Source organism: Bacillus sp. B28 (assembly GCF_029536185.1).
Lineage (GTDB): Bacteria > Bacillota > Bacilli > Bacillales > Bacillaceae > Bacillus > Bacillus halotolerans.
In genome coordinates this window covers 571,256-595,470 of the sequence record NZ_CP120511.1, presented here as the reverse complement: position 1 = coordinate 595,470, position 24,215 = coordinate 571,256, and the positions used below count along the sequence as shown (strand labels likewise).

Here is a 24,215-nt window from a genome sequence, read left to right as displayed (position 1 = left end):
CCGCGGTTGCGCGGCTTCGGTTAGTTTTTGATTACTTTGACATACACGCCTTTTTTTGCTTTCTGATAAGCGGCCTCTCCCATTTTTTTGATGTTTTCAGACACTGATGAGGATGTGATCCATTCATTATGATGAAAAACAGAAGGGTCGATGAGACGCATTTTCTTTTTTCGATGAAAATCGTAATGAATGTCATCCTCTTTTACTTGTATGTGAGGATGTATTTTTTCAAGTAGTCTCCGTACTTCTTCATTTTCTGATGAATGCAGGATGTCTAACACTCTTGGTCTGTTTTCAGCAAATCTTCGGCGGCGATGACATTGTGCTGCAGCGCAGCCTTCAGCGTTCGCGCTAAGTATTCATATCCATATACATTCACTGGATTCATAAAGAAATCGATTACTTCCTTGTAATACACCCGCACGAACCATTCGGCTGTTGCGATACCATCTGGAAACACCCTTCCGTTTCTCACAATGAGGCGATCTAAAAAGATTTCTGCTTCACGGAGCGTGATCTTTCCATATTGATACATGTCTCGCAGCGTGTAGTCTATGCGATCAGCACACAGCTCCGGTGCGGGCTGTTCGAGCAGTGTCCATCTTGTATCATTTAATAAAAGATCGTCGGCATCATAACCGTGTTTTTTTAGAATGCCAGGGATCTCGGATTGGTCAATGACTTGTTGAAAAATGTTTTCATGATAATCTTCCGCTTCATTTTCAAATACAAAATCGATTACATGAGAAAATGCTGTGTGCGACACATCGTGGAGAAGACCCGCGATCTGCTCTTCTATGGTTCCCCCCAGCCTTTTGATTAAAAGCATAACGCCAATGGAGTGCTCATACCGGGTCACATTCCACTTTGGATTGACTAAAAAGCTGGCGCCGCCTTGATAAACCCCTTTTAATCTTTGCACGGGTACGCTTTTTATGAGTTCTTCCAGTACTCCGTCTATTTGATGCCTGCCGTAAAGCACATCGTTTATTTCCATACTGTCACCTCAAAATCTATTTTCTTCTTTCTATTTTTTGTATATATTGTTAGTAAACAAAAGAAAGAGGTCAAGATGAAGATCATCCCAAAGTAAAGAGTTAGCTAAGCAAATAGGACTGATTTCTTTGCCGCGCATTGGGGTACGCCTAGATGAAAATGTCCAGCGATACATTTCAATGTGATGAATTGGCCGGTTATGATGCTTTAGATGAGAATGGGGACATCATCGGTTGATTACATACATCATAGATGGAAAAGACTGCAATATTTTTTCATTGGATAGTCTGATTGAAAAGAAAGGAATTGCATAACATTGCTGAGAAAGGCTGAAGAAACAGCCAAGCTATGGCTGTTTAAACGGATAAAGCTCATCACAACAAATGATAACATACATACGATGGCATTTTACCAAAAGCGAGGGCTATCGATTCACCGCATTGTTGCAAAACGCAGTTGAAAAAACAAGGCGGATCAAACCGGAAATTCCCGAAAAAGCTGAAAACGAGATTTTGATTCGGGATGAAATTCTTTTTTTCAAAGGAAATTGTTTTAGGATAGGAGTTTTTTATGTCTCATCATTATAAATACCCGCTTATTTTTACGGCTTCCATATTATGCGCTTTTTGCGGTGATATATTTTGTCTATCAATTCATTCATCAGGCCAGATTGGAATACCCAAATTACATAGGAGAAAGCAAGGACAAACATTGGGAGGACGTCTTTGCTAAGAACGAAGATGCACCAAATGAATACAGCGGCAATCTTTATTGGATTAGTGATCAAGCTAAAGCAGACAACACATATTTGAAATCGCTCATTGTGAAAAAAGATGACGAGGTGCTGCTCCATTCTCATACAGAAACACCGATAAGTGATTATTCCGGCGCAGTTTTCCGTGACGGAAGCCCAAAAGAGAAGTCTGTCTCTTTTTTGGCACCCATAGATGAAACGAAGCTTAAAGGGCATGACCTCATCTGTTGAAGGGATATGGAAGCAGGGTAAGCAACATTTTGATACCGTTTTTTCGCTTGATGAAAAAACTTTATTTCATCATTAAAGATTCTCAATCCGGAGTCCGGCCCGAGCCATAATGGTTGCTGGATAGAAATAGCCAATAATATATTTAGCTAGGGCAAAGACAGTACCTGTAAAAATCGGGGAAGTCAGTTGCCTCGAGTACACTTTCAAACGTCTCATTGGCTGTCTCCCCTCCTCTTTCAAATACCAATAATAGGTATCCACTTTTATTTTTTCTGCAGAAATGACTCCTTCCGTATAAAAACGGTTTTCTCGTAATATCTTAATATATACCAATCATTCCATACTTTTCGAAACCGCGCTAATCGAAAACATCTGATTAATTCTCTCTGAATTAAAAACAGCTCACTCAAAATCAAGGGAAGAAGAAAGATAGATAGAACCTGTCTGAAATTCCTTTTTGCTTTCCAATTGATAAACAATAATCAACTTCTTACAGTTCCCTTTTCCACCATAGTTAGTCATCTTGTAAACTCAATCTTTAAAATCGATTAATACTAGCTTAACACTTTAAAAATATAATGGGTTTGTCATTGAGGATCATATTTTTAGGAGGTTATTCAGTTGAAAAAATTCCCGAAGAAGCTGCTGCCTATTGCAGTGTTATCATCTATTGCGTTCAGCAGCCTAGTCAGCGGCAGCGTGCCTGAAGCCAGCGCCCAGGAAAAGAAAAAGGGGAATCAAAACGAAATTAAGAATGTCATCGTCCTGATCGGTGATGGGATGGGTGTGTCTTATACGTCCGCTCACCGTTACTTAAAGGATAATAAAAAGACAAAGGTTGTTGAGCCTACAGCTTTTGACCAATTCCTTGTCGGCCAGCAGACGACTTACCCTGAAGACCCTGAACAAAATGTAACGGATTCTGCTTCTGCCGCAACGGCTATGTCAGCTGGGGTTAAAACATATAATAATGCAATTGCAGTGGATAATGACGGTTCAGAGGTCAAAACAGTTCTTGAAGCGGCAAAAGAAAAAGGAAAATCGACCGGCCTTGTCGCCACTTCAGAGATTACTCACGCCACTCCGGCTTCTTTCGGCTCACATGATCACAGCCGGAAAAACATGAATTCTATTGCAGACGATTATTTTGATGAAATGGTCAACGGCAAGCACAAAATCGATGTCCTTCTAGGCGGAGGAAAAAGCAATTTTGACCGCAAGGACCGTAATTTGGTAAAGGAATTCAAAAAAGCGGGATACAGCTATGTGGATAACCGCAAGGACATGCTGAAAAACAAGGACAGCCAAGTTCTCGGCCTATTCGCTGACGGCGGCCTGCCTAAAAAGATCGACCGCACGAAGGATATTCCTTCATTAAAAGACATGACAAACACAGCTCTCAAAAAATTAAGCAAGGACAAAGACGGTTTCTTCCTCATGGTTGAAGGAAGCCAGATTGACTGGGCTGGGCATGACAATGATATTGTCGGCGCCATGAGTGAGATGGAAGACTTTGAACAAGCCTACAAGGCAGCGATCGATTTCGCTAAAAAAGACAAGCATACATTGGTTGTCGCAACGGCTGACCACTCAACCGGCGGGTACTCCATCGGTGCGGACGGCATTTACAACTGGTTCAGTGAGCCAATTAAAGCGGCAAAACGCACGCCTGACTTTATGGCAGAAAAAATCGCCGGCGGCGCAGATGTTGAAAAAACATTAAAAACGTATATTGATCAAAAGAAATTAGCTTTAACAGCATCTGAAATTCAATCTGTTGAAAAAGCGGCAAAATCGAAGGAAGTCCTTGATATCGATAATGCGATTGAGGAGATTTTCAATAAACGCTCCCACACAGGATGGACAACAGGCGGACATACCGGCGAGGATGTTCCTGTCTATGCGTACGGACCGTCCAGTGAGAAGTTTTCCGGCCAAATCGATAATACTGAAATCGCCAATAATGTTTTCGACGCTTTACAATACAACATTAAGATTAAAGATAAGTAGGAGAATACAAGGTGTCCCGTTGCTTGTATAAGGAACGGGCTCTCTTTTTAATGGAGGACTCATGATGAAAAAGATTCTATCGATCTTATTTTTTATCGTCATGCTTGCGGGCTGTTCATCAAACGCCGATTCTGAAAAACAAAATACAGCCGGAGAGCAAACAGCTAAAGCCGTACCGCAAAGCACTTCGTCTCAAAAGGACAGTATAGATGAGTATCAGCCTAATGCACAGGTAACAGATGACCGGTCATTGCTGAAGGTAAATCAAACGTTTTCTGATGACAAAGGAGAAGCCGTCTTAAAAGATATCAAACAAGTCAATCAAACGTATAAGATTGGAAACGTAGAGTTAACAGTAAAAGAAATGAAGCTGATCCACTTACGTCCGGATTACAGCATGATTGATTATTTTCATGTATTAACACACGATGAAGAGTTTGATTTCGTTAAAGTTTTCGTTGATATCAAAAACACATCTTCCGAGAAAGTGAATTTTGCCCCGATTGCATTGATGAAAACAAATACAGGTGAAACCTTTGATTGGAACAAAGATATGTACCTCGAAGAGTTGAATGGTGAATTAGAAGGCGGCGCCGAAAAATCCGGCAATCTCGGCTTTATTGTAAACGCAGCAAACGGACATGCTCATGATCAACCATCAGCTGAGAAGAAGAAAAAAGAGATCAAATGGATTGAAATCACAACAAGTGACGTTTTTGACCAAAACCATAAGAAGATCAGTGATTCTCAAAAGATCAAAATTGCATTTTAATCATTGCCTCCTGCACATCGTACAGGAGGTTTTGTCTACGGATAGATATGAAAAAAACCGCTATTCAACACAGCGGTTTTCTTTATACACTTTTTCTATTTGGTTTTCTGATGAATCAGCTGATCAATTCGCTCCATCACTTCGTCCATGTCCATACACTCTTGAAAGCTTTGATTGATTCTTTTAATGCCCTCCAAATATTGATCGTTTTGTAAAACTTCCTCTATCCCCTGTTTCAATAACTGCGCATTTACTTCATCCTTAGAGATCGTATAGCCCGCTTGGAGTTCAGAGAGACGCTGCGCTACCATTGGCTGATCCTTGTCATGAGGCATTACAACCAAAGGCACGTTAAAATGAATGCCTTCATTGACGCTATTCATGCCGCCGTGTGTAATGAAAACGTCTGAGTGTTCCAGCACTTCCAGCTGAGGCACATACGGGGCAATGATAAAGTTTTCCGGTGCCTGTTTTAATTTTGTGAGATCTGCTTTTTCTCCCGCTGCAATAACGACTATTCCAGCAAAATTAGAAAAAGCGTCACTACAAAGGTTGAAGAATTCTTCTGTTTTGTCCAGTACCGTACCCATTGAAATATAGATGACCTTTTCATCTTTTAGCTGTTCAACAGGAAAATCCGTTTTGGCTGCTCTTTTTGGAAAGCTTGGTCCGATAAACAGGCATTCATCCCCAAAACGATCGCTTTCGGGCTGAAAATAACGGCTTGTATATACGACATTCAGTTCGCCTTTATTGTTCATGAATTGAACCAAGTTTTTCGGGGATACGCCGTATGTTTCTTCCATCTCTGCCAGCAGATCTTCACACTCTTGATCCAATTGTAAAGGCACTTCTGAATCCGGATGCAGCGGCAATATCTTTAAATGCTCTTCATCGAATAAGAAGGAAGCAGATGAAGAGATGCCCGGGATGTTGAGATAGTCTCTGACCAGCTCTCCCGCACCGAATTTATCATAATAAACAAAGTCAAACTGAATGCTTTTTGACAACTCTTTTACGACATGTAAAATGTCCAGTGAGGTTTTGATATGTATTTTCAAGAAATCAAGAATGCCGTTTGGCGAAGCGACTTGAATAGGTGTTGTTCTCAGCAAATCCTGATGAAGGTGGACAGTCACTCCCACCGCTTCTAATCTTTCTTTATATTTTTCAGTGGATATATAGTGGACATCATATCCTCGATCGGCAAAGGCTTTCGTAATGCCTAATGTAGGATTTACATGGCCTTCTGCTGGGAAATTCAGGATCAATACTTTTTTCATTCTGACAACTTCCTCTCACTCATATTCCGTAAGCGTTCATAAGATGATATGCAATTTGTGCCTGATTAGACTGATGATCGTTCTCACTATCGATCATAATGGGGGAGACTGACGCCATGCAAGTGACAAATGATCGAATTATTCTGCCGCTTTAGGCTGATGCGGTTTTCCAGCTATCAATCGGTTAGATAAAGGATATCACCAGCGCTGCCAGCCAGTGAAATGACACTTTTCCGGGAACTCAGGGCTGCTCGAAGCACTGCAGTCAAAAAAATACGCCTATATCCTCCTTTGTATGAGAATGGCATTTATCTTTTCTTATTTTCAACACCGTGAACCATTATCATCTGATTGTAACGGCAGCTTAGAGATAATGCACGATGCGAGAAACAACGCAGGGCAGCTGAGACGGTAAAAGCATTCAGCAGCCGCTTAAAACATCACTAAAAAGACACCGAACCGGTGCCCTTAAACCTTTCTGATCGTAAAAAATTTCCGCAGAAGCCACGGTGCTGGTGTGAATCCGAGTGTTAACTGCCAGGCGCCTATTGCTTGTAATCCATATTCGCGGACGATCAGCATCTTTTGGCTCATGCTCCTGACATCTTCAAACCATACCTCATGCGTCCGCCCCTGCTCATCTCTGTAGCGAAAAAATGGCGATTGATATTCGTTTGAATATTGAATAGGGGCTTGGTACCTCATCGCTGTTTCAATTGATTTTTGATTTGAGATAGCTGAAGCCACTGTTCCCGGCTGGTAAGGGATGATCCAATTGTAGCCGTAGAGCGGGACTCCGATGATGATTTTTCTCCGCGGCACCTGGGCAATCGCAAATTCAATTGTTCTTCTTATTTCAGTAATCGGCGCAACAGGCCCCGGCTCGCTTCCCGCATGATGCCAGTCATACGCCATGATAAACATATAATTGACAACCGCTCCGATCCCTCCGTAATCATAGCCCCTCAGCCACGGAATATCATCGCTTGTTTTTGCCGGAACCGCTATGGTCAGCACATACCCTCCCGGCTGCAGACGATCTCTCAGCTGACGCAAAAATCCTGTGAACAGATCCCGATCTGCGGCGCTCACTTGTTCAAAATCGATCGTCACGCCGCCATATCCCCTTGTGGATACCAAGTTATAAATATTGTTAACCAGATTGGTTCTCGCGGTTGGATTGTTTAACACTTGGTGTACAAGTTCCGTGCTGAAGCCTGCTGAGGTCAGATTTGTTATTGTAGCAAGCGGCGTCACCCGTCTTCTCCATGTGGTTTCAATAGCGGCTGCGTCATTCAATTGATTCGCAATGTCGCCATTAGGCGCAATATGGTATTCGAAAATGGAAATCGAAGACGAATACGGGGCGTAATCATTGATTAAATCACGATCTAGCTCCGGATTGCGGAGCACGTAAAAGCTTAACGTTCCCGCAATATAGTTTGAGATATTAGGAATCGTCAGTCTCATTCCTGCTTGCAAGGCATTTGGATTTATAGCTGGATTTGCGGCTCTTAGCCGTTCTGCCGGAACAAACGCTTTTGCCGCAATAGCTCCGAGCGTGTCTCCCGGCTGTACTGTATATACATAAAGAGGGATGAGCAGAGCCTGCCCCGGCACAATATTCGTTTCTTCTAAACCATTCACACCCCGTATTTGATCAACAGAAGCACCGTATCTTCTGCCTATGGAAAACAAAGAATCACCCGGCCGGACGATATGGATAAACATGTCTAACCCCCATTATTCGTTAGTCAATCATCATAGAATCTTATTAATGGGCTTCCTTATATATGATTTTCGATTGATTAAAGTGATGAGAGCAATAAAAAATACCAAGGACTCATCCTCGGTATCTGTACATGTCATTTAATTTTCTTTTCCTTCTTCAAGCACACGCTTCAAATGTTCTGAATCATGATTGAAATGAGCCATCATATATTCTTTGGCTGCTTCTTTGTTTCTCTTTTTTACTTCTTCAAATATGCTGCGGTGTTCACGCAGGATCGTTTCAGGGCGGTTGTCCCCTTTATAATTAAGGATTCTGCAAAAGTGAATCAGATCGTTTACATGCTCAAGCAAGTTTTTTAAATGTCTGTTATGGCTAAAATCGACAAGCAGCTGATGAAACTTTTGGTTTAAGCTGATCATTTCAGTTTCTTCCGCTCCGTTACGAATAGCGTTTTCTGTTTCTTCAAGCTGTATTTCAAGCGTTTGAAGCTCTTCATCATTCGCTTCGTCTATGACCAATTCGACAGCAAGCAGTTCGAGTGGAATTCTGATTTTATAAATTTCATCTACATCTTTAGCCGTTAAAGAAGCGATTGAAAATCCATTCCGGTCATCTGCTCTTAACAAGCCGTCTTTCTCAAGCAGCCGCATAGCTTCCCGTATCGGAGAGCGGCTGACGCCGAAACTTTTAGCCAGCTGTGTTTCATTGATCCGTTCCCCCGGCTTAAAAGTCCCGTTAAAAATCATTTTTTTCAGCTGGAAATAAAATTGCAGGTAATAAGGAGTCGGCTTGTCTAATTTAAAATCATCCATATAAATAATACCTCTTTTGAATAGATTCAGGGGGCTGTTCTTCATCAAAATCATATAACAGATGATAAAGGGAAGCAACAAACTGCCTTGTCAAATTCCAAAATTTGCGGTACGATATGTTTGCTAAACGACGGTCGACGGACTACTGTCAACCAATGAGATGATTCTCTCATCGGCTGCCGGACACTTCGCCTCAGCTACAATCACTCAGCTTCATTACATTTACAGCTCAGAATACAATGGAGGAATAAATATGCTCATTATTCTTGTTATGTTTCTTCTCGGAATCATTTTAGGCTTTATTGGTGCCGGGGGCGCCGGCTTTGTTATTGCTCTTTTAACCCTTGTTTTCCATATTCCGATTCATACAGCTTTAGGCACATCCCTCGCCGGCATGGCTTTCACCAGTTTATCAGGGGCCTACAGCCATTACCGGGAAGGCAACATCCAAGTAAAAATCGGTTTAACGGTCGGATGCTTTGCTGCCGTCGGGTCATTTTTCGGGGCAAAGCTGACATCTTTTATTCCCGCCGATTTGCTTCATTATTTGACAGCGGGAATGTTATTTTTATCAGCGATTCTCATTTTAATCAGATTATTTATTTTAAAAGAGAAGCCTCAAGGGAATCAAAGCAATGTGTCAATGTACACAAAAGCCGTGATTTTAGGAATCGTAGCAGGCATACTTTCCGGCACATTCGGCATCGGTTCTGCTCCTTTTATCCAGATCGGTTTAATGATTATGCTGAACCTTTCCATCCGTCATTCTGTCGGAACGACAATGCTTGTCATTATCCCTCTTGCTATAGGCGGAGGTATAGGGTATATCACGGAAGGATTTGTTGATTATGTATTGCTGGTCAAAGTCTTGATCGGAACCATGTGCGGTGCGTATGTTGGCGCGAAATTCACCAATCTCATGCCAAAGGCAGTCTTGAAATCAGCAATCTTTTTGACTCCGGCCATCGCCGGCCTGCTTTTGCTATTTTAATAAAATCAAAAAACCTGACATGCCGTCAGGTTTTTTTTGATTAATTCTGCTTCACGCTCTCTTTAGTTAATCTAAAAAAGGCGAGTGAACCGATAACTGCTGTAACAAACATGATCGCTCCCATCGGAACAGCTGTCGTCTCATCAATGCCCACAAGCGGCGAAACGATGGAGCCAAGGAGCAGCGGGAGCATTCCCAGCAGCGCACTTGCACTTCCGGCGCGGTGCCCCTGTTTTTCCATGGCCAGCGTAAACGTGCTCGTCAGAACCATGCCGATCGTAATCATATAGACAAAAATAGAGATAACCAATGCAGCGAGAGGACCGTGAATCATCGTCATCGTTAATAGCACGGCAGTCGCAATCATAGCTGTAATGACCGCCATGCGGAGCAGGCTTTTTTCATGAATGATTCCGCCAAAGCGCCCGATAATAAAGCTTCCCGTAATAATCGCCAGGCCGTTAATGCCGAATAAAATACTAAACACCTGCGGCGACACTCCGTAAATATCTTGGTACACAAAAGGCGTACCGGATACATAAGCAAAGCTTCCCCCGTGAACAAATCCGACAGTTAACGCGTAGCCCATAAAAGAACGATCCTTCAGCAGGCTCCCCATTGTTCTGACAGATGTTCCAATTGAGCTTGGAATCCGCTTTTCGGGCGGCAATGTTTCTTTTAGCCTCAGCGCAATAACCAGTACAAGCACAAATCCGATGATCGTTAAAAAGTGAAAAATCGTATGCCACGTTGCAAACGGCAGCAATAAAAGAGCACCGCCTGTCATTGGCGCAATCATTGGCGCGACTGCGGTAATCACCATTAACAGTGAGAAAAATTTAGAAAGCTCTCTCCCTGTGAACACATCCCGCACGATTGCCCGAGACAGCACAAGTCCTGCAGAGGCCGTAATCCCCTGTAAAAAACGGGCTGCCACCAGTGTTGTAATGTTTGGTGAAAGCGCACAGAACAGAGAAGATAACGCAAATAAGAAAATACAGATTAATAGCGGTTTCCGTCTTCCCTGCGCATCACTGACCGGCCCGACAATCACCTGGCCGATGGTAAGCCCGATCAGACAGGCTGTTAAACTTAACTGTACAAGCGAGGCACTGGCCGATAAATCATCGGCAATGTCAGGAAAACTAGGCAAATACATATCTATATTAAGCGGGCCCAATATAGCAAGCATGCCGAGCAGAAATGCCAATGCCAAACGCTCTTTTCCAGTTGGATTTTGCAGCATCCTATCAAAACCTTCCCTTCAATCTATTATTTATCTGAAACAGATGTCACTCCAACAATTGATTGAAGCTGTAAAACATTTGTATATTGTACCATAACTTTCAGCCAGTGAAAGCCGCTTAAAGATTGAATCAGAGACACAAAAAATACCAGGGGTTGCTTCCCCCTGATATCGTGAGTTTTGATGTAAGCAGCTGTTTTATACCCATAAGCGTAAGCCGGCCATAAGAACAACACCGCTGATGACTGTCATAGATAAACTTTTTGTTTTCAGTGCAATCAATAGAGTAGGAATCAATACAACTGCTGCCTGCCAATTCAATTTCAGAGAATCATTGGATTGAATCATGCAATCCTTCACAACAAGTGCCGTCAATATACAAACCGGCACATAGGAGAGCCATTTCAGCACAGGCTCCGGCAAGGAAATATTCCGTACAACTAAAAATGGAATTACGCGGGGAATCATTGTAACCAGTGCGCAGCCGATAATCACCATCAGGATGTATGTATTTATGCTCATTTATCTGTCACCACCCCGATTGTCGCTACAATGATCGTTGAGATGACCACAGCGAGATGTGACGGCATAAAGAAAGAGAAAACAATCATCGCAATCACCATATAAATAATGAGAGATACATAGTGTTTAATCTTTGCAGGCACAACATGTTCCATCTGCAAAATCAGCAGTGCTAAAAACATAGCCGTCACCGCAAAATCGAGTCCGAACGTTTCCGGATCGGTAATCCATTTACCAAAGACTGCCCCTGCCACACAAGAGAGCACCCAGCACGCATATGCAGTGAGATTTAAACCGAACATCCATCGATCACTAATTGGTTCTTTTTTTACAATCTTATTTGAAGCAACACCGAATGACTCATCTGTCACCATCATGCCGATCCCCACATTTTTCACTAGCGAATACTTTGAAAAATGAGGAGCAAGCGCGGCACTTAATAGAAAATTGCGTAAATTCACGATAAACGTTGTCAGGATAATAGCGGACATCGGACTGTTCGCTGCTAACAAAGCACAGATAACGAACTGGGAGCCGCCGGCAAAAACCAAACCTGACAACAGCGTAATCTCAAGGACGCTTAAATGCGAGGCAATCCCCACGATTCCGGCAGCCAAACCTATACTGATATAGCCGATCAGCGTCGGGACACAATCTTTAAACCCTTGTAAGAACGATGGCTCGCAAGTTGGGGCATGAGTGATTTCTTTCTCTGATATCATTCTGTTTCTCCTCCTCGTCCAACATATTATACACATATATGTTATAGCTTACAACTGTATGTAATAGCTGATTTTAATATGTTATAATGAAGCGAATATGACGTAAGGAGATACATGTATGGATGACATCCAAGCCATTATCGCAAAGAATCTTGTCAAACTCAGAAAAAGCAGAAACCTGACTCTTGATCAAGTTTCTGAGTTAACGGGCGTCAGCAAAGCGATGCTCGGACAAATTGAGAAAGAAAAATCGACCCCGACTGTCACCACTCTCTGGAAGATCGCAAATGGGCTGCAGGTATCTTTTTCTGTTTTTCTGAAAGAAGACAAGCCGAAAGTAAAAAAAATTAATCTTAAAGATATTGAACCTGTTACAGATAATGAAGAAAACTACATTGTTTACCCCTTTTTTCCCTACAATCCTGAAACAAAGTTTGAAATTTATGTTGTTGATCTGAAACCGGGATGCATACATGAAGCAAAAACACATTTAGGAGAAGAATACATTTTAATCAAAGAAGGCGAGTTAACCGTCAATCTGCAGGCTCAGGAGCATTCGCTGGTACCAGGAGACGCCATGCAATTTACGGGATCCACGCCGCACAGCTACATCAATTCATCACAGAAAACGGCCAGCTTTTTTCTGCTGATGTTTTATCCTGAGCCGCAAGGATAACAAGAACCTCCCACCTTATATGTTGGGAGGTTTTTCAAATGTGCAAATGGCTTGCAAATTGAAATCAATCGTTGTATATTAATTGACGTGTCAATCATTGATATATCAATTATTTTTTTGACAAGAAAGAAGGGATGGGTTTTGGCATCATTTTGTTCTGAGGAAGCCGAGATTTTATATCAGCTGCAAGGCGTGAACAAAGTGATTGGCGTGAAGTTCGAGGCATGCACGGGTATCAGCCAATCTCGTTTGGAATTGCTGACATTGCTTTATCATGCGGATGAGATCAGTCAAAGCGACCTTCAAAAGAAAGTCAATATCGACAGCGCGGCCGTCACAAGACACCTAAAACAGCTTGAAGCCAAAGGCATGGTATCAAGACGGCGCAAGCCCGAAGACAACCGTATCACCCTTGTTCGGTTAACAGACCAAGGAAGAGAGCGAATTGAGTCTTCTAAGAAGGAAAAGGAGCGTTTCATGAAGGAAATGCTCGCAAATGTAAGCGCAGAAGAACGCCGCCTGCTCATTGATGTGCTGGCTCGCATGCGAAACAATATAGATAATATTGAAGCTTAAAAGGAGTGTATCAACATGATCAAAACAAACGATTTTATGGAAATTATGAAAGGACGCCGTTCCATTCGCAATTATGATCCGACAGTGAAAATCAGCAAAGAAGAGATGACAGAAATCCTAGAGGAAGCTACAACTGCGCCATCCTCTGTCAACGCGCAGCCATGGCGTTTTCTCGTCATCGACAGCACGGAAGGAAAAGAGAAGCTCGCTCCGCTAGCAAGCTTTAACCAAACTCAAGTCACAACATCATCTGCCGTCATTGCTGTATTTGCAGACATGAACAATGCAGACTACTTAGAAGAAATCTATTCAAAAGCCGTGGAGCTCGGTTACATGCCGCAGGAGGTCAAAGACAGACAAATCGCTGCCCTGACTGCTCATTTTGAAAAGCTTCCTGCACAGGTAAACCGTGAAACGATCCTGATTGACGGCGGCCTTGTTTCTATGCAGCTTATGCTGACTGCACGCGCGCACGGCTATGACACAAACCCGATCGGCGGCTACGATAAAGAAAACATCGCGGAAGCCTTCGGATTAGACAAAGAGCGTTATGTGCCTGTTATGCTTCTTTCCATCGGAAAAGCTGCGGACGAAGGATACGCTTCCTACCGTCTGCCGATTGATACCATTGCAGAATGGAAATAAAACAAAGCTCCCAAGAATGACTCTTGGGAGCTTTTTCATTTTAAATAATCCGCCGTTCACCCGGATCGTCTGGCCTGTGATCCATTGGGATTGTTCGCTCGTTAAAAATTCAATCACATTTGCGATATCTTCTGGTACCGCATTAATGGTGATTTGTTTCACGGCTAATTCTTTGGCGAGCTGACGGGTAAATTGCTCAACCGCGCCTTTTGTTCCCGCATATACGCTGTATGTCGGAAACATTTGACCGACATACAGATGTAGAAAAATTGATGATTCTCCCCTTTTCCTCCATTGCTTGCTGACAGGTGAAAAACGTGCCTTTTACATTTACAAAAAAGAGTGATGAACAAATGAATTGTCACCACTCTTTTTTTCTATTCTTTGTTTTTCTTTCTGCCAAACGGCCACCAGTTTCCTTCTCCAAATGTCACAATGATTGCCGGCATCAAGAGCGGAAGAATGACAAGGCCGTATAGCAGCAGCCCGATAATGACGACACTTGCCACCTGCATCAGCGTATTAACACCTGATGGCATCATCGCCGCGAATGTACCGGCCAAAATAATAGCCGCAGTGATGATGACAGAGCCCATTTTGCTCATTGACCTGATGACACCTTGATGAATGCCAAGCTGAACCTCTTCTTTAAAGCGGTCAAGCAGGAAGATCGAGTAATCTACCCCTAACGCGATCAATATGACAAAACTGAAGAACGGTACCGCCCAGCTGACTCCATCATTGCCCAAGATATTCACAAAAATTAATTCCGTCATTGATATTGAAGTGTAATACGTAAGCAGCAGTGAAGCGATCATATAAATCGGCATCACCATTGAACGGAACAAGATTGTCAAAACGATAAACAGCCCGAGAATCATGATGACCATCGTTCTGGAGAAATCCGTTGTAGACAGCTCTTTTAAATCGGCATTGACGCTCGTTACCCCGCCGTAAACAATTTGAGTGTCCTCCAGAGGCGTGCCGCCGACTTCGCCGGCTACCGCTTTTTTGATCTGGTTTATGGTCGTAATCGCTTGTTCTGAATACGGGTTTGAATCCAAGACGACGCTTAATTGGACTCCCTTGCCGTCTGCAAAGGAATACCGATCAATTGATTTCTTAAAATCCTTATCTTTCAGGACTTGATCAGGAATAAAAATCCCCGTATCCCGAACGGTTGAGCTTTTGCTCATGCCCTCTAACATATCACTGGATGCCGTAATCCCGTCGGTGATTTTTGTCAGTCCATTATTTGCGCTCTTCACACCTTCGGCAAGCTGATTCAGGCTTTCTGTCAGCGTTCCGGCCTGTTTCTGCTGGCCTGAAAGCTGCTCATTTGCTTGCTCAAGTCCGGTTTGAATTTGTCCAAGCTGTCCGCTGATTGCTGTGAGCTGCGGCACCGCCTGTGCGGTATTGCCGGTTTGAGAAAGCTGTTTGCTGACAAGCTGCAGCTGCTGATTGATTTTTCCCAAACCGTCAGCTGCATCTGACAGTGAGCCTCCGGAGCTGCCATTCGCGGCCGTTCCGGTTTGCCCAGACATTTGATTCAGCCCATCTTCAATATCCGTTAACCCGCTTTGGACATCAGCAATTCCCTTTTCTGTCTTATCCAGTCCGTCTGACACAGAGCCTAGCTGTTTATCAATATATAAATCTTTGATTTTTTCACCCGTCGGCTGGGTAATGGTCATGACGGAATCAACATGTTCAACTTTCTCAATGGCTTTGCTGATATTTCCGAGATAAGGGATCGTCTTAGCGGTAGTGAGATCCTTGTCTCCTTTTATCACCACATTCACCGGAAATGCTTTTCCTTCACCAAACCCATGCTTAATGGCTTCAAGACCTTTGATAGATTTGTAACCGCTGCTGATTTCCGCCGTTGAATCGAATGAAATCTGGTCATCATAGGTCAAAATGAACGGGAGCGTGATGATGACTGTTATGACGAGAAACAGAAACGGACGGGCAACAGAATGTCTGCCGAGAAACGCCCACAATTTATTGTCACTGTGCGACAGCACTTTCTTAGACGGCCAGAAGAGCTTTTCACCGAGCGTCACCATAAATAAAGGCAGCAGAGTGAAGAGGATGATCATTAAAATGCCAACCCCGACAGCAACTCCCACAGCTGATTGGAAAATGGCAAACTTTGCAAAACCAAGGGCAGAAAACCCGATCAATACCGCAAACCCGCTGATAAACAATGTTTTTCCGCCTGTACGGTAAGCAATAAGGGTTGCCTCTTTTTTGTCATGCCCGTTTGCCAGTTCTTCACGGAAACGAGTCAGAAGAAGAATACAGTAATCTGTTCCAATCCCAAACAGGATGGCAACTAAAAAGGTTTGGGTAAATGTCGAAATAGGAAGATCAACATGATAAACTAAAATGCCCAGTATAGATTGACTGATTACATACGAGAAACCGACAATCACAATCGGGATAAAAGGCGTCACAACAGAGCGGAACACGATCAGCAGCAAGCCGATAATCAAACAGACTGTGATCACTTCCGTTTTCTTAAGCCCATCCTCTGAGCTGTGCGCAAAATCCTGATTGATAAGAGACGCTCCCGTAATATATGCCGTCAAATCATCGGGAACGATTTGATAAATATCATCAGCAATATTTTCCGCTTTCTTATCAGATCCGGTGATCGTTACGGGAATAAGAATGGTTTTCTTATCCTTTGAAATCAATTGATCTTTGATTTCTTTTTCACCTGTCAGCGGAGATGTTACCTCTTCAACACCATCAATCTTTTTGACGTTATCGATTATGCTGCGGAGCTGATCCTCTGTATCTTTATTTAGCGCACGATCTAATGTGAAGACAATGCTTATCGAATTATTGTTTTCTCCGGCTTTTTTCAGAATAGCATTTGCTTTTTCTGAAACGGAATCAGCCGGCAGCTGTGACTGCCCCTTTTGATTGGCCAGCTCCGTTAAGTTGGGAGAAAATAAACTCAATATAACAGTCAGCGCTAAGATAACCGCCGCAATGGCCCATTTGAATCTGACAATCGATTTCATTCCGAAAGATCCCCTCCTTTAAATTTGCTTTTTAGAATGGTAAATATGTCAATGAATGATTGTAAGTGCTCCTCATCTATATCGTGCATCAGCTCTTTGAGCGCGTGAAAGATAGCTGAATCCAATTCTTCGATAATGCTTTCACCATTTTCTGAAATTTTGATTCGTTTCGTGCGTTTATCACTTTTTACCGGACAGTCATCCCACTCAACCAATCCCTTTTCCAGCAGCTTCTTCAATCGGTTAGAAATCGCGCTCTTATGCACGTTTTGATACATGGCCAGGCTGCCGGGAGAAGATGGGCCCTTGACTTTTAAAATTTTTAACAGGTCGGCCTGTTCTCTGGAGATGTGTTTGAATACATCCTGATCGACTTCATGATGTACAAACTCTGTACCTTCAAGTAAAACTTCTACGAAAAGATTGATCGCTTGGCATAGCTTCTGTTCATTCAACGTCTTTCCTCCTGCACTTTAGTTTACACCCCTAAACTTTCGATTGATGCTACATAGTTTATTCCCCTAAACTATGTTCTGTCAATACATTTTATTCACAGAAAACTCCCTAAAGAATGTTTGTTCGTATACAATAGAAACGATAAACGCGAAAGGGGAAAATTCACATGTCTGATCTAGCATTACAATTGTATGAATATAACGTATGGGCTCATCAGCAAATATTTAATCGATTAAAAGAGCTTCCACAGGAGGTTTATCGTCAGGAGATCCAAAGTGTGTTCCCGTCAATATCCCATGTCTTGTCCCATGTTTATCTTTCTGATCTCGGCTGGGCGGAAGTGTTTTCCGGAAAAAGTATGAACCATGCTTTGGCATTAGCTGAACAGCTTACAGACCAGACAGCGGCGAAGGAACTAGCGGAAATGGAAGCCCTGTTTCTAAAGTTGTCCGAGCGATATACAGCTTTTTTCGAGCAAAAGGAACAGATCCATAAACCCCTTCAGATTGAAAATCCAGCCGGCGGAATCATGAAAACGACCGCTTCTGAACTGGTGCCGCATGTTGTAAATCACGGGACATATCACCGCGGCAACATAACAGCGATGCTGCATCAGATAGGGTACGCATCTGCTCCGACTGATTATGGGCTTTATCTGTATATGAAAAAATCATAAAATGGCGTAAACAAAAGCGGCTCCCACGATTGAGCCGCTTTTTTCGTATCTTGTGATGAATTGATAAACCTTAAAATTTCCTTCCATATTTCCTGTATAGTAAAAAAGATAGAAATTTTAGTGTTATAATAGTATCTAAAAACATGTTTAAACAATTTTCAATGGAGGAACACACAAAGTGACAGACGACATGACGCAAGATCCTAATATAAATCAGCAGAAACTGTCGAGAGGCCTGAAAAACAGGCACATCCAGCTTATTGCGATCGGCGGAGCCATTGGGACAGGCCTGTTTCTCGGCTCGGGAAAATCGATACACTTTGCAGGGCCGTCAATTTTATTTGCTTACATGATCACAGGGATCATTTGCTTTTTAATTATGAGATCGCTTGGAGAACTGCTGTTGTCTAATCTGAACTATCACTCTTTTGTTGATTTTGTTCAGGATTATTTAGGCGATATGGCCGCATTTATCACAGGCTGGACATACTGGTTCTGCTGGATTTCAATCGCGATGGCCGATTTAACTGCGGTCGGGCTATATACCCAGTATTGGCTTCCCGGTGTGCCGCAATGGGTTCCGGGCTTAATCGCTCTTATTATTTTACTGATTATGAACCTGGCTACCGTCAAGCTGTTTGGAGAATTGGAATTCTGGTTTGCATTAATTAAAGTCATTGCCATCTTGGCGCTGATTGTGATCGGTCTTTTTATGATTTTCAAAGGCTTTTCCACAAGTTCAGGTGTTTCCAGTTTCTCAAATCTCTGGAGCCACGGAGGTATGTTCCCGAATGGAATACACGGGTTTATCCTCTCGTTCCAGATGGTTGTGTTTGCCTTTGTCGGCATTGAACTCGTCGGACTTACTGCTGGTGAAACAGAAAACCCTGAAAAAGTCATCCCTAAGGCGATCAACAATATCCCTGTAAGGGTGCTGCTTTTCTATATTGGGGCGCTTCTTGTGATTATGAGCATCTATCCATGGGACGTCATCAATCCTAGCGAAAGCCCATTCGTACAGGTATTTGTTGCAGTCGGCATCGTCGGTGCTGCAAGCATTATCAACTTTGTTGTATTAACGTCAGCTGCCTCAGCCTGCAACAGCGCTGTATTCAGTACAAGCCGCATGGTCTATTCACTGGCGAAAGACAAAAATGCGCCGGAATCAATGGCGAAACTGACACCGCGCAAGGTACCGAGAAATGCATTGTTCTTTTCAGCTATCGTGATTTTAATCGGTGTCACATTGAACTACATCATGCCGGAAGGCGTATTCACCTTGATCACAAGTATTTCCACCGTATGTTTTATCTATATTTGGGGAATTACTGTTATCTGCCATATGAAATACCGTAAAACAAGACCTGAATTGGCGAAAGCAAACAAATTTAAGCTGCCGCTTTATCCATTTACGAATTACTTAATTTTGACGTTCCTGGCGTTTGTCCTTGTTGTACTGGCATTAGCACAGGATACTCGGGTTTCCTTATTTGTTACACCGGTTTGGTTTATTTTGCTGATTGTGATTTATAAAGTAAGAAAAGCGAAGCATCAATAAGATTCGCGGCTCCTGCCTCAGAAATGAGAGCAGGAGCTTTTTTGATGAAAATGACCTTTGCTTTCTAATTGAAAAATATGCTATATTGTTTGTAATAAATTGAGAAGGGATGATGGGTGGACAATGATTAACTAATCTTATTTTTAACGATTGAAATCGCATATTTCAAATCATAAAAAATAGGATTAGTCTGCCCATTTTCTATATACGTACGCGCTATTTCTGAAGAATAGCTTATTTAATCATGGCAAAGGCACGGCTAATCCTTCCAAAACATTTGGGAGGATTTTTTTGTTCTCCCTTAAAGCGAGGGATATAGATGAAAGAACAATTAAAACTAATAAACGTCAGCTATGAAGTGAAGGATCTTACCGTTTTTAAAAACGTAAATGCCAGTGTTCAGCAAGGCGATATCATTGGGATTATCGGCAAAAACGGGGCTGGAAAATCGACGCTGCTTCACCTGATCAACAAGGACTTAATTCCGTCACAGGGACAAATCCAATGGATGCATCACGGCTTAAAAACGGTGCTGGTTGAACAGGAAACTGAATCGTATTCCTTTGAGAATCAGACACCTGCCGAAGTGAAACTGCTGGAGAAATGGCACGTGCCAGCCCGTGATTTCAGCCAGTTAAGCGGCGGAGAAAAACTGAAAGCACGGCTGGCAAAAGGGCTATCAGAGGATGCAGACCTTTTCCTGCTGGATGAACCGACAAACCATCTTGATGACATAAGCCTGCAATTTCTCATTCAGCAGCTGAAAAATGTTAGCGGCTCTGTCATTCTCGTTTCGCACGATCGGTATTTCTTAGATGAAGCTGCCACGAAAATATGGTCAATCGAGGACCACACGCTGACTGAATACAAAGGGAATTACTCTGGTTACATGAAGTTCCGGAAAGAAAAAAGACTGACACAGCAGCGCGAATATGAAAAACAGCAGAAAATGATTGAACGGATTGAAGCACAAATGACAGAACTCACTTCATGGTCGGAAAAAGCCCACGCACAATCGACGAAAAAGGAAGGGTTTAAAGAATATCATCGTGTAAAAGCAAAGCGCACAGATGCCCAGATCAAATCGAAACAAAAGCGGCTTGAAAAAGAACTCGAAAAGACAAAGGCTGAGCCTGTCGACCCGGAATATACTGTTCGTTTTTCAATTGATACAACTCATAAAACAGGAAAACGGTTTTTAGAGGTTCAAAACCTGACGAAGTCATTTGGCGAAAAGACACTGTTTCAAAACGCCCGCTTTACGATTCAGCACGGAGAAAAGGTTGCCATTACAGGCCCAAACGGCTGCGGAAAAACAACCTTATTGAAAGTCATTCTTGGACAGGAAACGGCTGAGGGAAAGGTGTGGATATCACCATCAGCAAAAATCGGTTATTTAACACAGGAAGTATTTGATTTGCCTTTAGAACAAACACCGGAGGAGTTATTTTATCAAGACACGTTCGAGGCGAGAGGAAACGTGCAGAATATCATGACGCGATTGGGATTTACCGCTTCTCAATGGACAGAACCAATTCAACATATGAGTATGGGCGAGCGTGTAAAGTGCAAGCTGATGGCTTATATCTTAGAGGAAAAAGACGTGCTGATATTAGATGAACCGACCAATCACCTCGACCTGCCGTCACGCGAACAGCTGGAAGAAACACTGTCACAATACAGCGGCACACTGATTGTGGTTTCACACGACCGTTATTTTCTCGAGAAAACAACGAACAGCAAACTCGTTATTTCAAACAATGGCATCAAAAAGCAATTGAATGACGTTCCTTCAGAAAGAAATGACCGGGAGGAGCTTCGTTTAAAGCTTGAGACAGAAAGACAAGAAGTGCTGGGAAAGCTCAGTTTTATGACGCCAAATGATAAAGGGTACAAGGAGCTGGACCAGGCTTTCAATGAGCTTACGAAACGGATGAAAGAACTGGATCAATAGCGTTTTAGGGATACCAAGGGCTGTTCGCTCTTGGTATTTTTTAAGCTTTCGTCTCCAGCCCTCGCCGCAGGAAATGTCTAAAGAGCGCTCAAATGTTTGTTTATTCTCGTAAACCAGCTGAATGTCAGCCCTTCAAAAAGCGTAATAAAGGCTATCACACACTTCTCGGGCGGACATGTGATGCCCGATTCTTTAAAAACAAGTCCAATCCGGCTTTTCAAAGCATGCAGAAACATCAGGTACTGGGCTGAAATAAAATTGCAGGAGCCATAAACGACATTGCCAGCAAAAAGGCTACATAGGGCATTCCGGGACTCAAAAAACCAATGATAAACGCTGCTTCTTCTTCAACAATCTCGGACTAAACGCGTCCGCTAAGCAGGCCGCATTTTCACCTGCTAGACCAGCTGTCTCCGCATTTTGATATTTGTCATGATATACCCCATTTTCTGATAAAGGTGGACGGCTGTTTCATTGTGCGCAAACACATGGAGAGCAAGCCTTTCCGCTCCCATTTGCCTCGCCTTATCATCTAACGCGTGAAGCGCCAATTGAGCCAGCCCTTTACCGCGGAAAGCTTCATACAGGCCAAATGAATAAATAAACGCCTCTTTTTGCGGATGGTGCGGGTCAGCATACAGCCAGAGCCAGCCAATGTTTTCTCCAAGGTCATTCCTGATGTTCCAAAAATGATGATTGCTGCTGTTTCGTCCATTCGGAATCATGTTCTCATATGCCTGTTCCGATTTCTCAAACGCCTCTTTTTCCGTCCATGTTCCCGATTGTATGTTTTGTTTCGCATAATTTTGCACGGACGTCCCGCGAAATGCTTCGAACTCCTCCACAGTCATGTTTTCCAAAGTTAACGCCATCCTGTATTCCTCCTTTATGAAAAAAGTCCAGCTGGTGCCGGACGAATAACGTACACATGAAGATCTATTTCTATTATTCTATTCGATAAGAGAAGGAGGTCTCCTGCAAATTGGTTTGTTAAGTGAATAGCTTACGTGGACTCCCAAATGATTATAATGATAGAAACAATCAAACAGATCATTGCGGGTATCGTCATGAGAACCGATTGGCGCGCTCGAACAATGTGTGCATGAACCGCTCCCGCCATGAGAACGACAAACAGGACGCCTGCCCCAAATGCTGCATACCGATTCCAAATTCCCGCTGTCATTGCAAATGCCCCCGCTATTTCAAGAATACCAGTAACAGTCAGAAACCATAACGGATATTGATAATGCCGCCAATGCTCCACTTGAAAGGGCACGCGGAACACCTTTATGATGCCTCCCGCGAGCATAAAAGCTGCCAAACTGACTTTCATGATCATAGATATCATCTTGCGTCACTCCCTTTTGGAAGCATCCCGTATATTAAGAGATTGACAACCTGCGCTGCGAGACTTGCCGGATCTTTGATTCCGGTTAACAAATATGAATCGGTCAAATGTTCAATCATGCCTATCAAGCATTCCGCCACGGTTGCCATTTCCAATTCGGAACGAAAATAGCCAAGGCGCTGTTCTGCTTCTAAGTTGTCTTTCAAAACCATCGCCACATCTTGTTTCAATTGTTTCGCTTCTGGGTTGAGAAAAAAACCGATCCTTGTTAAATCCTTATCCTCCGCCAGAAACTGAAAAACAGCTTCCACAGCAGAGAGCACTTTGTTTGTTACATCGTTCGCATGTAATCCGGTTTCCAGGAGAAGTGATTCTGTCAGCTTTCTTAAGCGAGAGTGGAAACCGTTGATTAACTCCTCAAAGATGGCTTCTTTACTTTGAAAGTACAGATAAAAGGAAGGCTGCGTCAGTCCGGCTCTTTTCACAATGGCACTAACCTTCGTTTCATGAAATCCCCGAATCGAAAATTCATGTGCAGCAGCTTTGAGCAATCGTTTCCGGCTCTCCTCCCCTTTACGTCCTTTTCTGCTTTTCACATCGGTTCAGCCTCCACAAAAAGATACTCTTCAGTAACATTACTTATGAATATTATTTCATGCACTTGGATTTTATGTCAATGAATTTCATATTCAGCTGCTTCCTTCATAAAAACATAACGAACATGACTTGATGCCATGTTCGTTTAGCTGCACATTTTATGCCTCATATAATTGATAAACTCTTTTTAATTTCTGTTCCAGCTGTTCAAAATGCACGAAACGCGCTTCTCTCAGAAATTCAGTACCCTCAATAAATAAAAGAAGAACAGGTACGGTGAAGACCGAAAATCTGCCGGCAACCTCCTCCACACTGTCAGCATTTACGTGTCCTAGTTTGATATGCGGAAACTGCTCCAGCAATTCTCTGAGCTGCGGCAAAACTGCGTGGCATACTGTACAGCTTGGTCTTGATATATAGATAAAACTTAACTGGTGACGGTTTATAAAATTCTCTATTGCATTCATTGATAGTAATTCAGTAACCTCTTTCATCTCATTCCTCCTGCTGATTGGTATTTACCTGCCTGAAATATACGGGACCAGCCTTGAGAATGTCCATATATCTGCTTTATTTTTATACAACCTGTCCAAAATTGTAAGACAAATCTTTTCACCTGCTCT

The 24,215-nt window shown here is 42.8% G+C and carries 20 protein-coding genes and 6 pseudogenes; 11 read left to right on the top strand and 15 right to left on the bottom strand.

Features of this window, described 5'->3' with window-relative positions; all coding sequences use genetic code 11:
• Nucleotides 1-20: 20 nt before the first annotated feature.
• Nucleotides 21-997 (bottom strand): annotated as a pseudogene (locus P3L57_RS03125) (HD domain-containing protein).
• A gap of 117 nt (nt 998-1,114) precedes the next feature.
• Here P3L57_RS03125 and P3L57_RS03120 point away from each other — a divergent pair.
• From P3L57_RS03120 to P3L57_RS03105, 4 genes and pseudogenes are all read left to right on the top strand, one after another.
• Nucleotides 1,115-1,583 (top strand): annotated as a pseudogene (locus P3L57_RS03120) (GNAT family N-acetyltransferase); the annotation flags it as partial.
• A pseudogene (locus P3L57_RS20630) lies at nt 1,567-2,057 on the top strand (DUF4944 domain-containing protein). The pseudogenes P3L57_RS03120 and P3L57_RS20630, both read left to right, overlap by 17 nt.
• Nucleotides 2,058-2,602: 545 nt before the next feature.
• Nucleotides 2,603-3,991, top strand: a complete 1,389-nt coding sequence (gene phoB, locus P3L57_RS03110) for an alkaline phosphatase family protein (RefSeq protein WP_083244557.1) — start codon at nt 2,603-2,605, stop codon at nt 3,989-3,991.
• 64 nt (nt 3,992-4,055) lie between these two features.
• On the top strand, nt 4,056-4,763 hold the full coding sequence (locus tag P3L57_RS03105; RefSeq protein ID WP_069487564.1) for a membrane lipoprotein lipid attachment site-containing protein: 708 nt from the start codon (nt 4,056-4,058) through the stop codon (nt 4,761-4,763).
• Between the two features lie 95 nt (nt 4,764-4,858).
• Here the strand turns inward: P3L57_RS03105 and P3L57_RS03100 are convergent, their stop codons facing one another.
• From P3L57_RS03100 to P3L57_RS03090, 3 genes are all read right to left on the bottom strand, one after another.
• Nucleotides 4,859-6,046, bottom strand: coding sequence for a macrolide family glycosyltransferase (locus P3L57_RS03100; RefSeq protein ID WP_069487563.1), 1,188 nt, complete (start codon nt 6,044-6,046; stop codon nt 4,859-4,861).
• Between the two features lie 468 nt (nt 6,047-6,514).
• The gene (locus tag P3L57_RS03095) at nt 6,515-7,777 is read right to left on the bottom strand and encodes a glycoside hydrolase family 18 protein (RefSeq protein ID WP_069487562.1); all 1,263 of its coding nucleotides are present in this window, start codon (nt 7,775-7,777) and stop codon (nt 6,515-6,517) included.
• A 138-nt stretch (nt 7,778-7,915) separates the two neighbouring features.
• Nucleotides 7,916-8,590 carry a GntR family transcriptional regulator gene (locus P3L57_RS03090; RefSeq protein ID WP_069487561.1) on the bottom strand — a complete coding sequence of 225 codons (675 nt, stop codon included), beginning with the start codon at nt 8,588-8,590 and terminating at the stop codon, nt 7,916-7,918.
• A gap of 253 nt (nt 8,591-8,843) precedes the next feature.
• Between P3L57_RS03090 and P3L57_RS03085 the strand changes: the two genes are divergently transcribed.
• Nucleotides 8,844-9,581 carry a sulfite exporter TauE/SafE family protein gene (locus P3L57_RS03085; protein WP_069487560.1) on the top strand — a complete coding sequence of 246 codons (738 nt, stop codon included), beginning with the start codon at nt 8,844-8,846 and terminating at the stop codon, nt 9,579-9,581.
• Between the two features lie 40 nt (nt 9,582-9,621).
• Here P3L57_RS03085 and P3L57_RS03080 read toward each other — a convergent pair whose 3' ends face one another.
• The 3 genes from P3L57_RS03080 to P3L57_RS03070 form a co-directional block, all read right to left on the bottom strand.
• Nucleotides 9,622-10,827: a Bcr/CflA family efflux MFS transporter gene (locus tag P3L57_RS03080; RefSeq protein WP_044161597.1), complete on the bottom strand. Its 1,206-nt coding sequence runs from the start codon at nt 10,825-10,827 to the stop codon at nt 9,622-9,624.
• Between the two features lie 198 nt (nt 10,828-11,025).
• Nucleotides 11,026-11,349: an AzlD domain-containing protein gene (locus P3L57_RS03075; RefSeq protein ID WP_059291864.1), complete on the bottom strand. Its 324-nt coding sequence runs from the start codon at nt 11,347-11,349 to the stop codon at nt 11,026-11,028.
• A complete protein-coding gene (locus P3L57_RS03070; protein ID WP_069487559.1) occupies nt 11,346-12,071 on the bottom strand; it encodes an AzlC family ABC transporter permease in 726 nt (241 codons plus the stop codon). The genes P3L57_RS03075 and P3L57_RS03070 overlap by 4 nt, the downstream gene beginning before the upstream one ends.
• A gap of 118 nt (nt 12,072-12,189) precedes the next feature.
• Here P3L57_RS03070 and P3L57_RS03065 point away from each other — a divergent pair, with 118 nt between their 5' ends.
• The 3 genes and pseudogenes from P3L57_RS03065 to P3L57_RS03055 all read left to right on the top strand — a co-directional run bounded on the left by P3L57_RS03065 (nt 12,190) and on the right by P3L57_RS03055 (nt 13,968).
• The gene (locus tag P3L57_RS03065) at nt 12,190-12,747 is read left to right on the top strand and encodes a helix-turn-helix domain-containing protein (RefSeq protein ID WP_069487558.1); all 558 of its coding nucleotides are present in this window, start codon (nt 12,190-12,192) and stop codon (nt 12,745-12,747) included.
• Between the two features lie 82 nt (nt 12,748-12,829).
• Nucleotides 12,830-13,323 (top strand): annotated as a pseudogene (locus tag P3L57_RS03060) (MarR family transcriptional regulator).
• 15 nt (nt 13,324-13,338) lie between these two features.
• Entirely contained in the window at nt 13,339-13,968 is a 630-nt protein-coding gene (locus tag P3L57_RS03055; protein WP_069487557.1) for a nitroreductase family protein, read from the top strand.
• A gap of 48 nt (nt 13,969-14,016) precedes the next feature.
• Here the strand turns inward: P3L57_RS03055 and P3L57_RS03050 are convergent.
• The 3 genes and pseudogenes from P3L57_RS03050 to P3L57_RS03040 form a co-directional block, all read right to left on the bottom strand.
• Nucleotides 14,017-14,308 (bottom strand): annotated as a pseudogene (locus P3L57_RS03050) (SDR family oxidoreductase); the annotation flags it as partial.
• A gap of 37 nt (nt 14,309-14,345) precedes the next feature.
• Nucleotides 14,346-17,003 (bottom strand): MMPL family transporter, encoded by a 2,658-nt coding sequence (locus tag P3L57_RS03045; protein ID WP_069487556.1) that lies wholly within the window; start codon nt 17,001-17,003, stop codon nt 14,346-14,348.
• Complete coding sequence (locus tag P3L57_RS03040; RefSeq protein ID WP_069487555.1) at nt 17,000-17,458, bottom strand: MarR family transcriptional regulator; 459 nt, start codon at nt 17,456-17,458, stop codon at nt 17,000-17,002. The genes P3L57_RS03045 and P3L57_RS03040 overlap by 4 nt, the downstream gene beginning before the upstream one ends.
• A gap of 167 nt (nt 17,459-17,625) precedes the next feature.
• Here P3L57_RS03040 and P3L57_RS03035 point away from each other — a divergent pair, with 167 nt between their 5' ends.
• The 3 genes from P3L57_RS03035 (at nt 17,626) to abc-f (ending at nt 21,647) form a co-directional block, all read left to right on the top strand.
• The gene (locus P3L57_RS03035; protein ID WP_069487554.1) at nt 17,626-18,135 is read left to right on the top strand and encodes a DinB family protein; all 510 of its coding nucleotides are present in this window, start codon (nt 17,626-17,628) and stop codon (nt 18,133-18,135) included.
• A 178-nt stretch (nt 18,136-18,313) separates the two neighbouring features.
• Complete coding sequence (locus P3L57_RS03030) at nt 18,314-19,693, top strand: amino acid permease (protein WP_059291871.1); 1,380 nt, start codon at nt 18,314-18,316, stop codon at nt 19,691-19,693.
• A 319-nt stretch (nt 19,694-20,012) separates the two neighbouring features.
• Nucleotides 20,013-21,647: a ribosomal protection-like ABC-F family protein gene (abc-f, locus tag P3L57_RS03025; RefSeq protein WP_069487553.1), complete on the top strand. Its 1,635-nt coding sequence runs from the start codon at nt 20,013-20,015 to the stop codon at nt 21,645-21,647.
• 51 nt (nt 21,648-21,698) lie between these two features.
• On the opposite strand, the pseudogene P3L57_RS20625 reads toward abc-f, so the two are convergent.
• The 5 genes and pseudogenes from P3L57_RS20625 to P3L57_RS03005 all read right to left on the bottom strand — a co-directional run.
• Nucleotides 21,699-22,005, bottom strand: a pseudogene (locus P3L57_RS20625) (TetR/AcrR family transcriptional regulator); the annotation flags it as partial.
• Nucleotides 22,006-22,045: 40 nt separating this feature from the next.
• Nucleotides 22,046-22,519, bottom strand: a complete 474-nt coding sequence (locus P3L57_RS03020) for a GNAT family N-acetyltransferase (protein ID WP_069487552.1) — start codon at nt 22,517-22,519, stop codon at nt 22,046-22,048.
• A 131-nt stretch (nt 22,520-22,650) separates the two neighbouring features.
• Nucleotides 22,651-22,995 (bottom strand): DoxX family protein, encoded by a 345-nt coding sequence (locus P3L57_RS03015; RefSeq protein WP_024120363.1) that lies wholly within the window; start codon nt 22,993-22,995, stop codon nt 22,651-22,653.
• Nucleotides 22,992-23,591: a TetR/AcrR family transcriptional regulator gene (locus P3L57_RS03010; protein WP_059334581.1), complete on the bottom strand. Its 600-nt coding sequence runs from the start codon at nt 23,589-23,591 to the stop codon at nt 22,992-22,994. Before P3L57_RS03010 ends, P3L57_RS03015 begins: the two co-directional genes overlap by 4 nt.
• Before the next feature lie 159 nt (nt 23,592-23,750).
• Complete coding sequence (locus tag P3L57_RS03005; RefSeq protein ID WP_069487551.1) at nt 23,751-24,086, bottom strand: thioredoxin family protein; 336 nt, start codon at nt 24,084-24,086, stop codon at nt 23,751-23,753.
• Nucleotides 24,087-24,215: the final 129 nt, after the last annotated feature.

Excerpts from the sequence above, each read along its gene's own strand:
- P3L57_RS03105 (WP_069487564.1), top strand. The coding sequence starts at position 4,056 with ATGAAAAAGATTCTATCGATCTTATTTTTTATCGTCATGCTTGCGGGC.
- P3L57_RS03100 (WP_069487563.1), bottom strand. The coding sequence starts at position 6,046 with ATGAAAAAAGTATTGATCCTGAATTTCCCAGCAGAAGGCCATGTAAAT.
- P3L57_RS03095 (WP_069487562.1), bottom strand. The coding sequence starts at position 7,777 with ATGTTTATCCATATCGTCCGGCCGGGTGATTCTTTGTTTTCCATAGGC.
- P3L57_RS03090 (WP_069487561.1), bottom strand. The coding sequence starts at position 8,590 with ATGGATGATTTTAAATTAGACAAGCCGACTCCTTATTACCTGCAATTT.
- P3L57_RS03085 (WP_069487560.1), top strand. The coding sequence starts at position 8,844 with ATGCTCATTATTCTTGTTATGTTTCTTCTCGGAATCATTTTAGGCTTT.
- P3L57_RS03080 (WP_044161597.1), bottom strand. The coding sequence starts at position 10,827 with ATGCTGCAAAATCCAACTGGAAAAGAGCGTTTGGCATTGGCATTTCTG.
- P3L57_RS03075 (WP_059291864.1), bottom strand. The coding sequence starts at position 11,349 with ATGAGCATAAATACATACATCCTGATGGTGATTATCGGCTGCGCACTG.
- P3L57_RS03070 (WP_069487559.1), bottom strand. The coding sequence starts at position 12,071 with ATGATATCAGAGAAAGAAATCACTCATGCCCCAACTTGCGAGCCATCG.
- P3L57_RS03065 (WP_069487558.1), top strand. The coding sequence starts at position 12,190 with ATGGATGACATCCAAGCCATTATCGCAAAGAATCTTGTCAAACTCAGA.
- P3L57_RS03055 (WP_069487557.1), top strand. The coding sequence starts at position 13,339 with ATGATCAAAACAAACGATTTTATGGAAATTATGAAAGGACGCCGTTCC.
- P3L57_RS03045 (WP_069487556.1), bottom strand. The coding sequence starts at position 17,003 with ATGAAATCGATTGTCAGATTCAAATGGGCCATTGCGGCGGTTATCTTA.
- P3L57_RS03035 (WP_069487554.1), top strand. The coding sequence starts at position 17,626 with ATGTCTGATCTAGCATTACAATTGTATGAATATAACGTATGGGCTCAT.
- abc-f (WP_069487553.1), top strand. The coding sequence starts at position 20,013 with ATGAAAGAACAATTAAAACTAATAAACGTCAGCTATGAAGTGAAGGAT.
- P3L57_RS03020 (WP_069487552.1), bottom strand. The coding sequence starts at position 22,519 with ATGGCGTTAACTTTGGAAAACATGACTGTGGAGGAGTTCGAAGCATTT.
- P3L57_RS03015 (WP_024120363.1), bottom strand. The coding sequence starts at position 22,995 with ATGATATCTATGATCATGAAAGTCAGTTTGGCAGCTTTTATGCTCGCG.
- P3L57_RS03005 (WP_069487551.1), bottom strand. The coding sequence starts at position 24,086 with ATGAAAGAGGTTACTGAATTACTATCAATGAATGCAATAGAGAATTTT.